Below are 14,728 nucleotides of genomic sequence, written 5' to 3'. Positions count from 1 at the left end.
GCGGACTAAACGCGTTTGTCTTACTTTTTTAATCTAGTTTTTTAAACGAACTCCCTACGGCATTAAGTTAAAATCCCAAGAAATTTGAAGAACAATTTATTGGAATTTCATCTTAATGCTTGGCAGTTAAGCGCGTTTAAAAAGCTTTTTTATGTCTAGCAATACAAACTAGTCCTCTGCGGTATTAAGTCAAAATCTGAAGAAATCTGATAAGCGATTTATTCAGATTCTGCCTTAATACTTGCGGACTAAACGCGTTTGTCTTGCTTTTCTTATTCCCGGATTTGGCCATCGCCGTAGATGATGTATTTGGTAGAGGTTAACTCTTCTAAGCCCATTGGCCCGCGGGCGTGTAGTTTTTGGGTGGAAATGCCAATTTCAGCACCAAAGCCAAAGACAAAACCATCGGTAAAGCGGGTTGAAGCATTCACATAAACTGCGGCTGCGTCTACTTCGTTTAAGAATTTTTGGCTAGCGAAGTAATTATCCGTGATAATTGCTTCTGAGTGTTTGGTATTGTAGCGATTAATATGATCAATGGCTTCATCGATGGAATCCACGACTTTAACAGCCATAATGTAGTCCAAATATTCTGTTGACCAGTCTTCTTCTTTGGCCGCAACGGCTTGTGGTAAATAGGCGATTGCTCTTTTATCAGCGTGTAACTCAACGTTGTGTTCTGCTAATTTGGCCGCAATTTTTGGCAAAAATTCGGCGGCAACGTCCTGGTGAATTAGTAAGGTTTCAGCAGCGTTACAAACAGAAGGACGTTGTGTTTTGGCGTTGTCGGTAATTTTTATCGCCATTTCCAATTGCGCATCTTTATCCACGTAGATATGATTGTTTCCAGTGCCAGTTTCGATTACGGGTACTGTTGCTGTTTCTTTGACGCGGCGAATGAGGCCTGCGCCGCCACGAGGAATTAAAACATCTAAGTATTCGGTTAGCCGCATCATTTGGTTGGCGACATCATGGCTTGTGTCAGAGACAAATTGTACTGCATTTTCATCAACGCCAGCACTTTTTAAGGCGTTTTGTAACACAGCTACTAAAATCTGGTTGGAATAAAAGGCTTCTTTGCCACCACGTAAAATCACAGCGTTGCCGGTTTTAAAACACAAACTCGCTGCATCGGTGGTCACATTTGGCCGTGATTCGTAAATGATGCCGATGACCCCTAAAGGCACTTTTTGACGCCCAATCATCAAACCATCCGTGTTTTTCCACATTTTTTCCACTTCACCAATTGGATCAGCCAATGAAATAACTTGGCGGATGCCGCTCGCCATTTCCTCAATACGCTGGCTAGTTAAGCGCAAGCGATCTTGCATCACAGCTGAGATACCGTTATCACTTGCGTTGTCCAAGTCTTTTTGATTGGCAGCTAAAATATCTGTTTTATTAGCCAAAAGCGCTTGTGCCATTAATTCCAATAATTCATTTTTGCGTGTTGTGGACATGAGTGCCAATTGCCGGGAACTTTTTTTAGCCTGTTGCCCTAAAACGGTTAAATCAAACATGTTTTTCCTCCTTTTAGCGTTTTTACAGCATGCCTTTTTATTTTTTGTCACGTAGATAGTCAAACTGTTTACTCGGTTGCCATTATTATAGAACCTTTTATGCAAAATGCGAGCAAGTTTACTTGAAAGCTTAAGTTCTAGTAAAAAGAAAGTCGCAAAGGTAGTGTTATTAGCAGGATATTTTAGTTAGCCAATAAAGGTTAGGCCCGGCAAAAAAGCGTGCCGATTTGCTTGCCGGCTAAAATATCGAAAATAACTTGTGGTTTCTGGCCGTTAGCCAAAACCATGGCACTGTCAGTGGCTAAAATTCGCTTTGCAGCATTTAATTTACTGATCATACCGCCAGTGCCGAATTTCGAGCCCTTATCACCAGCGAAATCCCAAATTTCCGGTGTTATTTCGTGGATGGTATGAAATAAAATCGCGTTTTTATTTTTTGCAGGGTTGCCAGAATAAAATCCGTCAATATCAGACAGCATCACCAATAAGTCCCCTTTAACAAGCTGGGTTACAATGGCTGAAAGCTGGTCGTTATCACCAAATTTGGTTTGATGATCCAATTCATCAATAGCGACAGTATCGTTTTCGTTGATGATGGGAATAATCCCCATTTTTAAGAGCTGTTCCAAGGTGTTGACCACATTTTTGCGACTTTCGGGAAATTCGACAATGTCTCGGGTTAGTAACACTTGGGCGGTCTGCTGGCTGTAGGTCAAAAAACGCTGATTGTAAATGTTCATCAATTCTGCTTGCCCCACCGCGGCTGCGGCCTGTTGTTCTGGAATTGTGGCGGGGCGTTCTTTTAGGTGAAGCTTATTCATCCCCACGCCGATTGCGCCAGAAGAAACCAAGACGACTTCTTTGTCTCTATTTTTTAAGTCCGTTAAAACAAAAGCCAATTGATCAATGCCAGCTAAATTAATATTGCCGTTGGGATAAATCAGGGAGCTGGTACCGATTTTAATGACAATCCGCTGAGCGGTTTTTAAAAATTCACGTTCCATATCATGACTCCTTGTGAAGTTGTAGGTAAAGGCAGTGTAGGAAAAAATTTTTGATGCGTCTGCGTTGCGCTCTTATTTTAGCAACAACCAATTGCAAGTAGACGTAAGTTTGATTTAAAATCCTAATTTACCGCTAGTTTTTATTCATTGTACTTGGTTTTGTTAAAAATTTCACCTGTTGTTTTCCTAAAACGATCGTCTTTATGGGTCGTTTTTGTTTTTTTCTCTCGGGATAAAAGCTAAATTTTACGATCTTAAAAAACGAATTTTTACAGATGAAAAATAAGAAAGAAATAAGTTTAAGGACTGATTTTTGAAGATTATATGGAATTTGCGAAATTTTTCGTATTATTGTTTTGAATTCATAAAAAAATGCGCTAATTATGCTAAAATAACGTTATGTAAAATAAGCAGATTTGCAAGAGGTTGGGACAGAAGTGTTCAGTTTTTAAACCAAGATGGGGATTTTTCAAAAATTGTTTCACAAATTTTTGTGAAATTTCCTCTTGTTGCCAAAAAAGCTATTTCTGGACCACTGTTTATCCGTAAATAAGGGCTGTAATTATATTAATGTCACAGATCCTTGTAAAGATTAAAAAATTATTTTTCATTTGATTGCAATTTTAGGAGGTACTCATTTGCGTACACGAGGTTTTGAAGTAGTTTCACATTTTTTAGATCAAGATATTTCCTTGCCAAAGCGGGCAACCAATCATGCGGCAGGTTATGATTTTGAAGCGGCCCAAGATGTTGTTATTCCAAGTATTTGGCACGAAGGTTTAGTAAGCGGGCTAAAAGCTTTGAAAGCTGCTAAAGATGGCGGCAAATTTTTGAAGCCTATTTTAGTTCCGACCGGAATTAAGGCTTACATGGGACAAGAAGAATTTTTACAGTTGGCTAATCGTTCTAGCAATCCGTTAAAACGCTTTTTGGTTTTAACCAATGGTGTCGGGGTTATTGATAGTGATTACTATGATAATCCTGATAATGAAGGGCATATTATGTTTCAATTCACTAACTTTGGTCTAGCGGATGTCGTGATTAAAAAAGGCGAGCGAATTGGGCAGGGGATTTTCTTGCCATTTCTAAAAGCTGACCAAGATGACACTGCAGCTGTGCGTACGGGTGGTTTTGGTTCATCAAATAAGTAAAAAGACACGTTTAGTACAGGGGGAATGCCTCTGGTATGCTAAAATAAAATGGAGGGATGATTGTGGCTAAAAAGCCAAAAGTCCAATTTGAATGTCAACATTGCGGCTATATCTCACCAAAATATCTCGGGAAATGTCCCAATTGCGGTAGTTGGAATTCAATGGTGGAAGTGGTCATCCAAGATACAACAGATCGCCGCGTGCGTACCAGTTTAACTGGTGAGAAAACGAAACCTACGAAAATTGCCGATGTTATTCCGAAAAAAGAACCGCGGGTTAAAACGAAATTAGCAGAATTAAACCGTGTTTTAGGTGGCGGTGTGGTACCGGGCTCGATGGTGTTAATCGGCGGGGACCCCGGTATTGGGAAATCAACGTTGCTCTTGCAAGTTTCGCAGCAGTTGGCAGAATCAGGTGGCAAAGTGTTATATGTTTCCGGTGAAGAAAGTGCCGAGCAAATAAAAATGCGGGCCGAACGTTTGGGCTCCATTAACACCGAATTTTATTTGTACGCGGAAACAGATATGCACGAAATTTCCCGCGCGATTGAAAATTTAGCCCCAGATTATGTCATCATCGACTCGATTCAAACTATGACACAGCCCGACGTGACCAGTGTGGCCGGAAGTGTTTCGCAAGTGCGGGAAACAACGGCTGAATTGTTAAAAATCGCTAAGTCCAATGGTATTGCTATTTTTATTGTTGGTCACGTGACAAAAGAAGGCTCCATTGCCGGGCCCAGAATGTTAGAGCATATGGTGGATACCGTTTTGTATTTTGAAGGCGAAAAGCATCACACGTTCCGCATTTTGCGGGCCGTAAAAAATCGTTTTGGTTCCACCAATGAAATTGGTATTTTTGAAATGCATGAAGATGGCTTGCATGAAGTGGCCAATCCTTCCCAAGTTTTCTTGGAGGAGCGTTTGGCGGGCGCCACAGGTTCTGCGATTGTGGTAGCGATGGAAGGCAGTCGTCCAATTTTAGTTGAAATTCAAGCACTGGTCACACCGACGATGTTTGGCAATGCCAAGCGCACCACTACCGGACTGGATTTCAATCGCGTTTCCTTAATCATGGCTGTTTTAGAAAAACGCGCCGGACTATTGTTGCAAAATCAAGATGCCTACTTGAAAGCCGCCGGTGGTGTGAAATTAAATGAACCAGCCATTGATTTGGCTGTTGCAGTAGCAATTGCATCTAGCTACAAGGAAAAAGGCACCAGCCCAACGGAATGTTTTATTGGTGAGATTGGTTTAACCGGTGAAATTAGACGGGTATCCAATATTGAACAGCGGGTCAAAGAAGTACAAAAGCTGGGCTTTACCAAAGTTTACTTGCCTAAAAATAATTTAAGCGGTTGGGATGCACCAAAAGGTATTCAAGTTGTCGGTGTTGCAACACTGGCAGAAACATTAAAAAAAGTTTTTAGTTAAAAATTGTTATATTCTTCTTTCTGGCTGCAAGTTAAGAAAGTCGCACTGATTTTGAAAAGGTAAGCAGATGAGATCGCTTTTTCATCTTTTTATCTTTTCTAATTCAGTAGCAAAAAAATCGGAGGAGTTTTGTTATGCAACGACGGATCATTATCTTATTAATGGTCGTAGCTGGCGCAAGCTTGGGAGCTTCATTTTTACCCATGGCGTGGGATACGATCGGAATGACCGGCAATCAGTGGCTAAACAATCCCTTTACCAACATTTTGATTGGCGCAATTATTTTCTTTTTATTCGCGTTGGTATTGGAGCGTTATATTTCTGCTGGCTTGTCTTATATTGAGAAAAAATTAAGTGAAATTAGTCTAACCTATCTGCTTTTTGGTGCGATTGGGACGATTATCGGCTTGATGATTGGGATGATTATTTCAATTCCTTTGTACAATTTGAACATTCCTTTTGTGACGAGTTTCTTGCCGTTTTTCGTGATGATTTTACTGGGCTATTTTGGTTTTCAAGTGGGGGTAACACGAATTGACGAGTGGAAGAAAATTTTCACACCGAAATCCAAGAAAACGGAAGAAACCCAACAACAAATTTTAGAACGTAAAGCAGGCGATACTTTTCATCGCTATAAGATTTTGGATACAAGTGTCATTATCGACGGTCGCATTTACGACATTGCCAAAACCGGCTTTTTAGAAGGGACACTTTTAATTCCTAATTTTGTTTTATACGAATTGCAATATATTGCCGACTCTGGTGATAGTCTAAAACGGGTGCGGGGACGCCGCGGCTTGGATATTTTGAATGCTTTACAAAAAGAAGAAGATATTTCAGTTGAGATGTATGATGGTGACTTTGAAGATATTCAAGAAGTTGACAGCAAACTGATTAAACTAGCTAAACTTTTGGATGGGGTCGTAGTCACAAATGATTACAACTTAAACAAAGTCGCTGAGTTTCAAAATGTTCCGGTTTTAAATATCAATGCGTTGGCTAATGCGGTTAAACCAGTCGTTATTCCTGGGGAAACAATGGATGTCTTGTTAGTTAAAGCCGGCACTGAGCGCCAACAAGGGGTTGCGTATTTAGATGACGGTACGATGGTTGTCGTAGAAGATGGCCAGCACTATATGAATGAACGAATCAAAGTCGTGGTAACCAGTGCCTTACAAACGGCCGCTGGTCGCATGATTTTTGCTAAACCGGCACATTCTGGTCGTGGTATTGATGACGTGAAGCCAGAAAATGCAGACGCGGCAGAAGTTGCAGCTAATACAAATAACAATCCGACAAATAATGGCAATCAAAATCAAAACAGTCAAAATGGCAATCAAAAAAATCGGAATAAAGGCCGCAAAAATGCTTAGAATTGGGCAAGGCTATGATTTACATCCCTTGGTGAAAGGACGGCCGTTAATTTTAGGTGGCATCCAAATCACCCACCCGCAAAAGCTCGGTTTAGCTGGGGTGACCGATGGGGATTGTTTGACCCATGCGATTATTGACGCACTTTTAGGAGCGACAGGTTTAGGCGATATCGGTCAGATGTTTCCTGCTAGTGATCCTACAGTAAAAAATGCCGCTTCCACCAAACTATTGACGATAGTTTTGCAAAAAGCGTGGTCGCTTGGCTTTACTATTCACAATATTGATTGTACAATTCTAGCTGAACAGCCGAAACTTGCGGACTCTATTTCCCAAATGCGGCAAGTGCTTTGTGAAATTTGTCAGTTAGAAGAAAATCAGCTTAGTATTAAAGCCACAACAATGGAACAATTAGGGCCTGTTGGTCGCAATGAAGCGATTGCGGCGCTGGCTGTTACCCTACTTGAAAATAACTCGAAGGAAGCGATTAGATGACTAAAATCCGCGTGCGTTACGCACCAAGCCCAACTGGACACTTACACATTGGTAATGCCAGAACAGCGCTATTCAACTATTTATTTGCCCGCCATAATGGTGGAGACTTCATTATCCGCATTGAAGATACCGATACAAAGCGTAACATTGCAGACGGCGAAAAAAGCCAATTGGATAATTTAAAATGGTTGGGAATGAACTGGGATGAATCTCCAGCAAATCCGGGGGAATACGGCCCTTATCGTCAATCAGAAAGAGCCGATATTTACCAACCGCTAATTGATCAATTACTTGCTTCAAACCGGGCGTATAAATGTTACTGTACCCCTGAAGAATTAGAAGAAGAAAGAGAAGCGCAACGTGCTCGTGGCGAGATGCCTCACTACTCTGGTAAATGTGCAAACTTAACGCCAGAAGAACAAGCAAAAAAAGAAGCAGAAGGTTTAAAACCAGTTATTCGTTTCCGCGTACCAAAAAATACTGAATATCAATTTCACGATATGGTGAAAGGTGAAATCACTTTTGAATCGGATAATGTCGGCGGCGACTTTGTTATTCAAAAACGTGATGGCATGCCAACTTACAACTTTGCCGTTGCTGTGGATGATCATTTGATGAAAATCACCCACGTTTTACGGGGGGATGATCATATCGCCAACACACCAAAACAATTAATGATTTATGAAGCATTTGGCTGGAAAGCACCAGAATTTGGCCATATGACCTTAATTATTAATTCTGAAACTGGTAAAAAATTAAGCAAACGGGACGAATCGATTCTACAATTTATCGAACAATACCGTGAATTAGGCTACTTGCCAGAAGCTATGTTTAACTTTATTGCTTTATTAGGTTGGTCACCAGTAGGCGAAGATGAAATTTTTAGCCAAGACGAATTAATTAAAATGTTTGATCCAAATCGTTTGAGCAAATCGCCAGCAGCTTTTGATGCCAAAAAATTAGAATGGGTCAACAACCACTACATTAAAGCAATGGACTTAGACGTTTTAACAGATATGTGCCTACCTTACCTTAAAAAAGCTGAACGTATAGCAGAAGATTTATCTGCTGAAGACATGGAACGAGTGAAAAAAATCGTAGCCTTGTATCAACCACAAATGAGTTATGCTGCGCAAATCGTTGAATTGTCTGAATTGTTCTTTATAGAACACCCTGTTTTAGACGATGCTGCAAAAGAAGTTTTAGCAGGAGAAACAGTACCACAAGTACTGACAGCCTTTAAAGCAAAACTTGAAGCAATGGCTACTGTGGATGCACCAAGTGTCAAAGCAGCAATTAAAGAAGTACAAAAAGAAACTGGTGTAAAAGGTAAAAATCTATTTATGCCAATCCGAGTTGCTGTTTCTGGTCAAACACATGGTCCAGAATTACCAGATACTGTTGAACTTTTAGGTAGAAAAAAAGCGCTAGCACATTTACAACAAGTTTTATAAAATAAACTTTTAGCCTGCGGGATGCAACTAGTTAATCCCAGGCAGGAAAGTGCTCGTTTCAGTTGAATAATAATGCGTTGATCAGACGAAGTACTGCGGAATTTTCTAAAGAGAGGCTACAACTGGTGGAAAGTAGCTGAAATGAGGCAGGAAATGCACCTGGGAGCAAGCTTTAAGCCGTTTTGTGGACGTTACCCACCGATGAGGAACAAAGTGTAGGTATTTCTTTGTTCAAATGAAAGTGGAACCACGCCAAAAGCGTCTTTTAAGTAAGGAAACTTATTTAAAGGGCGCTTTTTTTACGATAAGAAAAGTATAAAAATTTCAGTTGGCTCATTTTCTAAACGAGCTGCTAAAATATCTAGCAAATCGAGTTTTAAACAACCTGCCAGCTCGGCAGTAAGAAAAATAGTTTCAATGATAAAAAGCATCATTGCATCTATTTTGCCTTACTGCTCGCTAGCAAACCAGTTGTTTTAAACATCTTACAAGTCGAGTTTTAGCAGCTAGAAAAATCGACAACAAGAAAACAATCGCAAATGACAAAAAGCATCATTCACGTTTGTTTGCCTTGTTGCTCATTTTCTAAACGAGCTGCTAAAACATCTAAAAAACGAGTTCAAAATGATTTGATAGTTCGGCAATAAGAAAAGTGTCTTAAGTGACAAAATACGTCACTTTAGCCCCTTTATCTTATTGCTCACTATCAGCCCAATCATTTTGAACATCTTAATTAGGAGGGAACATGATGGGGTGGGGGAGACGTGCGATTCAAGCGGCCAAGGAAAATGATCCGGCGGCCCGACACACATTGGAAATTATTTTGACATATCCTGGGATACATGCGCTGTTTTGGCATCGCTTTGAACATTTTTTGTACAATCACAAGCTGTTTTTATGGGCACGGCTAAGTTCTCAATTTCAGCGTTTTTTAACGGGGATTGAGATTCATCCAGGCGCTAAAATCGGTCAGGGTGTTTTCATTGATCATGGTATGGGCGTGGTGATTGGTGAAACAGCAGAAGTTGGCGATGATGTGGTATTGTTTCATGGTGTCACTTTAGGTGGTACAGGTAAACATGGTGGAAAAAGACACCCCACGGTAAAAACTGGCGCGATGATTTCCGCCAATGCTCAAATTTTAGGCCCGGTGACAATTGGTCAAAATGCAAAGATCGGTGCTGGTGCCGTCGTTTTAAAAGACATTCCAGATGAAGCAACAGCGGTCGGAGTCCCGGCCAAAGTTGTTCGAATTGCAGGAAAGAAGGTTGAAATATGATAAAGATTTACAATACAATGACGCGGGAAAAAGAGATATTTAAACCAATTGAAGCAGATAAGGTTCGTATGTATGTCTGCGGGCCAACGGTTTACAATTATATTCATATCGGCAATGCTAGAAGTACGATTGCTTTTGACACAATTCGTCGTTACTTTGAATACCGCGGCTTTCAGGTGAATTATGTGTCTAATTTTACAGACGTTGATGATAAAATTATTCGCGCGGCGAAAGAACTTGGAGTAACAGCACCAGCAGTGGCGGAGCGTTTTATTCACGCTTTTGAAGAAGATACCAATGCTTTAAATGTTAAGCCGGCAACGCTACATCCGCGGGTAATGGATCATATTGTTGACATCGTTGATTTTATTAGCGTCTTAATAGAAAAAGGCTACGCCTACGAAGCAGGTGGCGATGTGTATTATCGCACCCGTAAATTTGAAAATTACGGCAAGTTAAGTGATCAATCAATTGATGAATTAGAAGTAGGGGCGAGCCAACGAACGGGCACCGAACAAAATATTAAAGAAGATCCATTAGATTTTGCTTTATGGAAAAGTGCGAAGCCAGCAGAGATTTCTTGGGATTCACCATGGGGAGCTGGACGTCCGGGCTGGCATATTGAATGCTCTGTCATGGCCACCAAACACTTGGGTGATACCATTGATATTCACGGTGGTGGCCAAGATTTGGAATTTCCGCACCATGAAAATGAGATTGCGCAAAGTGAAGCAAAAACAGGCCATACCTTTGCAAATTATTGGATGCATAACGGTTATGTGACAATTGGTGAAGATGATGAAAAAATGAGTAAGTCACTAGGGAATTTTGTAACTGTTCATGATTTGATTCAAAAAGTTGAGCCCCAAGTTTTGCGTTTCTTTATGGCGACAACGCAATACCGCCGCCCGATTCGCTACAGTGAGCAAACTTTAAAAGATGCCGCTAATAATTTGCAACGCCTAAAAACAGCAAGTGAAAATGCGAATTTCCGTCTTAAAGCAGCACAAGACACCTTAGCAGATGATGACGTGAAATTAGCGGAGTTACAAGAGTTGGAAAAGCGGTTTGTCACTGAGATGGATGATGACTTTAATGCTGCTAACGGTATCACAGTCGTTTATGAATTAGCAAAATGGCTAAACACCTATGCCGAGCAAAGTGACGTTTCACAAGTTGTTTTACAGGCTGCGATTGAAAAATTCCAAGCGTGGTTGGCAGTCTTTGGGATTCATTTTATCAGTAATGAATTATTAGACGAAGAAATCGAAAAATTGATTGCCAAACGAATTGAAGCGCGTCAAAATAAAGATTTTGCCCGCAGTGATGAAATTCGCGATCAATTAAAAGAACAAGGGATTATTCTAGAAGATACCGCGCAAGGTACCCGTTGGAGACGAGAAGCATGAGAGATTACACACAATTAAATGGTTTGGCACTAGCTTATGTGGGAGATGCGATTTACGAAGTTTATATTCGTGATTATTTAGTGTCTACAGGTCAAAGTCGTCCTAATCAATTACACAAACAAGCAACCCACTACGTTTCAGCCAAGGCGCAAGCTTTTTTAATGAACGAAATGTTAGCTGCCAAAATTTTAACAGAAGAGGAAGAATTGTTCTATCGCCGTGGTCGCAATAGTAAAAGTCATACCAGTGCCAAAAACGCCGATGTTACCACGTATCGCATCGCGACGGGCTTTGAAGCGTTGATGGGTTATCTTCATTTGCTAAATAAAAAAGAACGCTTAGAAGAGCTGATAGACTGGTGTATCAAGAAAGTAGGTGAAACAAATGGCAAATAAGCGAGATGACAAGCTGCAAAGAAATCAAAGCCGCGCAAGTTATGGCACAAAAGATAAAAATAGACGTGGAAAAAACTTTGACGACAAAGGAAATTTCCGTCACAAAAAGTCAGCTAATTTTAAAGCAGATAAAAAACTCAGCGATGCAAACAACAGTCAAGAAACCGAGGTTAATGAAAATTTTGTCTTTGGTCATCATGCGGTAGTGGAAGCTTTAAAAGCTGGCCGCGGTAACAAATTATTTTTAGCAGAAGATGCTCGTGGGGATAAAATCGAAGGCTTAAAAACTTTGGCCACCGAACAAGCAGTCCCGGTTAAATGGGTGCCTAAAAATAAATTAGATACCATGAGTGACAGCGGGGTTCACCAAGGAATGGTGTTGGCGATTACACCTTATGAATATCTCTCCTTAGCTGAGTTGCTGGAAACAACAACGAAAGAAAATCCTTTTTATCTGATTTTGGATAATCTAGAAGATCCTCATAATTTTGGTTCGATTTTACGTACTGCCGACGCTGCCGGCGTTGATGGAGTCATTATTCCTAAACATCGCGCCGTGGGAATTACGCCGATTGTGGTGAAGACATCAACAGGAGCAGTAGAACATATGCCAATTGCCCGCGTGACCAATTTAAGTCAAGCTGTTCAGCAGTTAAAAGATGCTGGCTTTTGGATTTTTGGTACCGCCATGGAAGGCACAGATTATCGCAAGTGGAATGCCAAAGGGAAAATTGGTTTGATCATCGGCAATGAAGGCAAAGGGATGAGTGCCGGTTTGATGAAATCAGTGGATGAACTGCTGACCATTCCTATGGTCGGACACGTTCAAAGTTTAAATGCCAGCGTAGCCAGTGGCCTTTTGATGTATCAAGCCTTCAGCCAACGGGCAGGTGAATAGGGTGAAAAAACAACTATTAATTGTCGATGGCTATAACATGATTGGTGCTTGGCCAGAATTGGTTTCACTAAAAAAAGCCGAGAAATTAGAAGACGCAAGAGAAACACTGCTGAATTTGTTGTCAAATTATGCCAAATATGAGGGCTTAGAAATCATTGTCGTTTTTGATGCCCAATTTGTACCCGGTATTACCCAACGCTATACGAAATATCAACTGCAAGTAATTTTCACTGAAGAAGGGGAAACAGCCGATAGTTATATTGAGCGGGTTGCCGGCGAGTTAAATAATGCCTTAACCCAAGTCACAGTAGCTACGAGTGATTTGGCTGAGCAGTGGGTGGTATTCTCCCAAGGTGCGTTACGGACTTCTGCTCGTGAGTTGTACAAAGCAGTCCACAAAACCAACAAATTGATTTCAGAACACCAAGAAGATTTGAAATTTAGTAATTTTCGCCGCAATTCGCCTTGGAATGATCTGCAACTTTCCGAGTTGCAACAAAAGTTACAAGAATTAAGCAAAAAGAATTAAAAATTCCCCAACCCTAGATTAGCCCGCCGGATGAAACTGGTCGGGCTTTTTTTCGTGGTACAGTCAAAAAGCAAGAGAATTTGGGAGGAGGCATTAAAATGATGAGAACAGATTTTAACCCCCAAGTAGTTTTGAGACACATGGAAGTTTTTGAAAAGCTCTTTTTTGATTATCGACCGGTTATTTATAAAGTGATGGGACGCTATTATTTGCGAGATTTTGATTACGATGATTGGTTACAAGAAGGGCGTATCAGTTTTTTTTATTCTTTATCTTGTTATGAAACGTGTCGTGGTGTTTCTTTTGGTACCTTTTTTAGAAACAACTTTGAAAATAAAATAAAAAGCGAGTTGCGAAAACAAGGTGCCTATAAAAGAAAGGGAATGGTAGAAGCCATCTCTTTAGAAGAAAAGATAGCAAAGGAAGGGGCAGACTTTTTAGTGGCCCATAATCAAAGTGTCGTTTTCGCCGAAGAACAACTATTATTAGAAGAGAAGCTGCGGGTGGCTTTTTGCTTATTATCAAGGTTGGAAGCGGATGTATTGCAGGCTTACTTAAAAGGAGAACAGGTGGAATATTATGCCTATCAACGTGCCATGAGTCAGCAAAAAATTGGGTGTGCCTTAGAACGGGCGCGCCGGAAAATCCGCAAGGAAATGAAAATGAGCTCTTGAAATTTTTTTGAAAATAGAACCTTTTAAAAAGGAAAAAAATAACGTGAAATTCAGTATTGAAACGACAAAAAAATTATGATAAACTTGAAATTTTCAGAAAAATGTGATAAGATGGCAAGCGAGGTGAACGCGATGCCAACAACTTTAGCTTCTATCAAAAAAGATTTAGAATGTCGCATTGGCAGTGAAATTATGCTGGTGGCTCAAACTGGTCGTAAACGTCAAACCGAACGCAAAGGGATTCTTACAGAAACATACCCTTCTGTCTTCGTAGTCGATTTAGATCCAGAAGAAAATTCTTTCGAACGAGTTTCCTACAGTTATTCCGATGTTTTAACTCGCACTGTCGAAATCGAATTTTTAGGTGATGCAATATAAAAAATTACGAAGGCTCAGCTGGGCTTTCGTATTTTTTTAATATTTAGCTAGAATTTACCACATATTTATCGTTCAACCTGAGGAGGTAGAAATGGAATATATTGTAAAGAGTTTTGCTGAATTAACGACCAAAGAGTTTTATCAAGTGGCAAAAGAGCGGGTCGCAGTTTTTGTCGTAGAGCAGAATTGTCCCTATCAAGAAATTGATGAAACCGATGAAGTGGCACTACACACGTACTTTGTCACAGAAGATGGACAAATTGCGGCGTATACCCGAATTTATGAAGAAGCAAAAGCGGTGCATTTTGGCCGGGTGCTCGTGAACAAAAATTTCCGTGGCACAGGCTTAGGAAAGAAAGTTGTTGCCAAGACGCTTGCTGTTATCAAAGAAAGATTTCCAGGTAAAAAAATTGTCATTGGCGCTCAAGCTTACCTGCAAGATTTTTATGCCAGCTTTGGTTTTAAAGCCATTTCTGAAATCTATTTAGAAGACGATATTCCCCATATCGATATGCAGCAAGAAGCACTTTAAAGAGTCTCTTACACCAACTATTATAAGTTGGTGTAAGAGCTTTTTTTGTACTATCAGGACTAGAAATATATCGTACAAATCAAGAATGTAAAAAGAGCAGCCTTAAGTAAAAGAAGCCAAAAAAAGGCATTAGAAAAGTGAATTCTTTTATCTTTTTTTAGAAAATTAATTTTAAGGGAGGATTTTTACATTTTTTGCTGTATATA

15 protein-coding genes and 1 other annotated feature are annotated in these 14,728 nt (G+C 40.3%); of the genes, 13 read left to right on the top strand and 2 right to left on the bottom strand.

Going from position 1 to position 14,728, the window contains the following annotated elements:
* Positions 1-272: 272 nt before the first annotated feature.
* Together P3T75_RS12980 and proB are read right to left on the bottom strand one after the other, a co-directional pair.
* Positions 273-1,520 carry a glutamate-5-semialdehyde dehydrogenase gene (locus P3T75_RS12980; RefSeq protein WP_206903050.1) on the bottom strand — a complete coding sequence of 416 codons (1,248 nt, stop codon included), beginning with the start codon at positions 1,518-1,520 and terminating at the stop codon, positions 273-275.
* Between the two features lie 200 nt (positions 1,521-1,720).
* Positions 1,721-2,524 carry a glutamate 5-kinase gene (gene proB, locus P3T75_RS12975; RefSeq protein WP_282461815.1) on the bottom strand — a complete coding sequence of 268 codons (804 nt, stop codon included), beginning with the start codon at positions 2,522-2,524 and terminating at the stop codon, positions 1,721-1,723.
* A gap of 638 nt (positions 2,525-3,162) precedes the next feature.
* On the opposite strand from proB, the gene P3T75_RS12970 reads away from it, so the two are divergent.
* The 13 genes from P3T75_RS12970 to P3T75_RS12910 all read left to right on the top strand — a co-directional run bounded on the left by P3T75_RS12970 (position 3,163) and on the right by P3T75_RS12910 (position 14,522).
* The gene (locus P3T75_RS12970; protein ID WP_282461814.1) at positions 3,163-3,675 is read left to right on the top strand and encodes a dCTP deaminase/dUTPase family protein; all 513 of its coding nucleotides are present in this window, start codon (positions 3,163-3,165) and stop codon (positions 3,673-3,675) included.
* Between the two features lie 62 nt (positions 3,676-3,737).
* Positions 3,738-5,108, top strand: coding sequence for a DNA repair protein RadA (radA, locus tag P3T75_RS12965; protein WP_206903053.1), 1,371 nt, complete (start codon positions 3,738-3,740; stop codon positions 5,106-5,108).
* Between the two features lie 134 nt (positions 5,109-5,242).
* The gene (locus P3T75_RS12960) at positions 5,243-6,481 is read left to right on the top strand and encodes a PIN/TRAM domain-containing protein (protein WP_282461813.1); all 1,239 of its coding nucleotides are present in this window, start codon (positions 5,243-5,245) and stop codon (positions 6,479-6,481) included.
* Entirely contained in the window at positions 6,474-6,974 is a 501-nt protein-coding gene (gene ispF, locus P3T75_RS12955) for a 2-C-methyl-D-erythritol 2,4-cyclodiphosphate synthase (RefSeq protein ID WP_282462613.1), read from the top strand. Before P3T75_RS12960 ends, ispF begins: the two co-directional genes overlap by 8 nt.
* Entirely contained in the window at positions 6,971-8,428 is a 1,458-nt protein-coding gene (gene gltX, locus P3T75_RS12950) for a glutamate--tRNA ligase (protein WP_282461812.1), read from the top strand. The genes ispF and gltX overlap by 4 nt, the downstream gene beginning before the upstream one ends.
* A gap of 68 nt (positions 8,429-8,496) precedes the next feature.
* Positions 8,497-8,697: a binding site (T-box leader), on the top strand.
* 479 nt (positions 8,698-9,176) lie between these two features.
* Entirely contained in the window at positions 9,177-9,707 is a 531-nt protein-coding gene (gene epsC, locus P3T75_RS12945; protein WP_206902664.1) for a serine O-acetyltransferase EpsC, read from the top strand.
* Positions 9,704-11,116, top strand: a complete 1,413-nt coding sequence (gene cysS / locus P3T75_RS12940) for a cysteine--tRNA ligase (RefSeq protein ID WP_206902663.1) — start codon at positions 9,704-9,706, stop codon at positions 11,114-11,116. The genes epsC and cysS overlap by 4 nt, the downstream gene beginning before the upstream one ends.
* A complete protein-coding gene (locus P3T75_RS12935; protein ID WP_206902662.1) occupies positions 11,113-11,511 on the top strand; it encodes a Mini-ribonuclease 3 in 399 nt (132 codons plus the stop codon). Before cysS ends, P3T75_RS12935 begins: the two co-directional genes overlap by 4 nt.
* Positions 11,501-12,409 (top strand): 23S rRNA (guanosine(2251)-2'-O)-methyltransferase RlmB, encoded by a 909-nt coding sequence (gene rlmB, locus P3T75_RS12930; RefSeq protein WP_206902661.1) that lies wholly within the window; start codon positions 11,501-11,503, stop codon positions 12,407-12,409. The genes P3T75_RS12935 and rlmB overlap by 11 nt, the downstream gene beginning before the upstream one ends.
* A gap of 1 nt (position 12,410) precedes the next feature.
* Positions 12,411-12,938, top strand: a complete 528-nt coding sequence (locus tag P3T75_RS12925; protein ID WP_206902660.1) for an NYN domain-containing protein — start codon at positions 12,411-12,413, stop codon at positions 12,936-12,938.
* 98 nt (positions 12,939-13,036) lie between these two features.
* A complete protein-coding gene (locus tag P3T75_RS12920) occupies positions 13,037-13,612 on the top strand; it encodes a sigma-70 family RNA polymerase sigma factor (RefSeq protein ID WP_206902659.1) in 576 nt (191 codons plus the stop codon).
* Between the two features lie 75 nt (positions 13,613-13,687).
* Positions 13,688-13,990 carry a Veg family protein gene (locus tag P3T75_RS12915; RefSeq protein WP_396139821.1) on the top strand — a complete coding sequence of 101 codons (303 nt, stop codon included), beginning with the start codon at positions 13,688-13,690 and terminating at the stop codon, positions 13,988-13,990.
* Between the two features lie 91 nt (positions 13,991-14,081).
* Complete coding sequence (locus P3T75_RS12910) at positions 14,082-14,522, top strand: GNAT family N-acetyltransferase (RefSeq protein WP_206902658.1); 441 nt, start codon at positions 14,082-14,084, stop codon at positions 14,520-14,522.
* Positions 14,523-14,728 lie beyond the last annotated feature (206 nt).

The sequence above is a fragment of the Enterococcus montenegrensis genome, assembly GCF_029983095.1.
GTDB lineage: Bacteria > Bacillota > Bacilli > Lactobacillales > Enterococcaceae > Enterococcus_C > Enterococcus_C montenegrensis.
The sequence above is the reverse complement of the archived record's forward strand: the minus strand, read 5'-3'. Positions and strand labels throughout refer to the sequence as shown.

Excerpts from the sequence above, each read along its gene's own strand:
- P3T75_RS12980 (WP_206903050.1), bottom strand. The coding sequence starts at position 1,520 with ATGTTTGATTTAACCGTTTTAGGGCAACAGGCTAAAAAAAGTTCCCGG.
- proB (WP_282461815.1), bottom strand. The coding sequence starts at position 2,524 with ATGGAACGTGAATTTTTAAAAACCGCTCAGCGGATTGTCATTAAAATC.
- P3T75_RS12960 (WP_282461813.1), top strand. The coding sequence starts at position 5,243 with ATGCAACGACGGATCATTATCTTATTAATGGTCGTAGCTGGCGCAAGC.
- ispF (WP_282462613.1), top strand. The coding sequence starts at position 6,474 with ATGCTTAGAATTGGGCAAGGCTATGATTTACATCCCTTGGTGAAAGGA.
- gltX (WP_282461812.1), top strand. The coding sequence starts at position 6,971 with ATGACTAAAATCCGCGTGCGTTACGCACCAAGCCCAACTGGACACTTA.
- epsC (WP_206902664.1), top strand. The coding sequence starts at position 9,177 with ATGGGGTGGGGGAGACGTGCGATTCAAGCGGCCAAGGAAAATGATCCG.
- cysS (WP_206902663.1), top strand. The coding sequence starts at position 9,704 with ATGATAAAGATTTACAATACAATGACGCGGGAAAAAGAGATATTTAAA.
- P3T75_RS12935 (WP_206902662.1), top strand. The coding sequence starts at position 11,113 with ATGAGAGATTACACACAATTAAATGGTTTGGCACTAGCTTATGTGGGA.
- rlmB (WP_206902661.1), top strand. The coding sequence starts at position 11,501 with ATGGCAAATAAGCGAGATGACAAGCTGCAAAGAAATCAAAGCCGCGCA.
- P3T75_RS12920 (WP_206902659.1), top strand. The coding sequence starts at position 13,037 with ATGATGAGAACAGATTTTAACCCCCAAGTAGTTTTGAGACACATGGAA.
- P3T75_RS12915 (WP_396139821.1), top strand. The coding sequence starts at position 13,688 with ATGATAAACTTGAAATTTTCAGAAAAATGTGATAAGATGGCAAGCGAG.
- P3T75_RS12910 (WP_206902658.1), top strand. The coding sequence starts at position 14,082 with ATGGAATATATTGTAAAGAGTTTTGCTGAATTAACGACCAAAGAGTTT.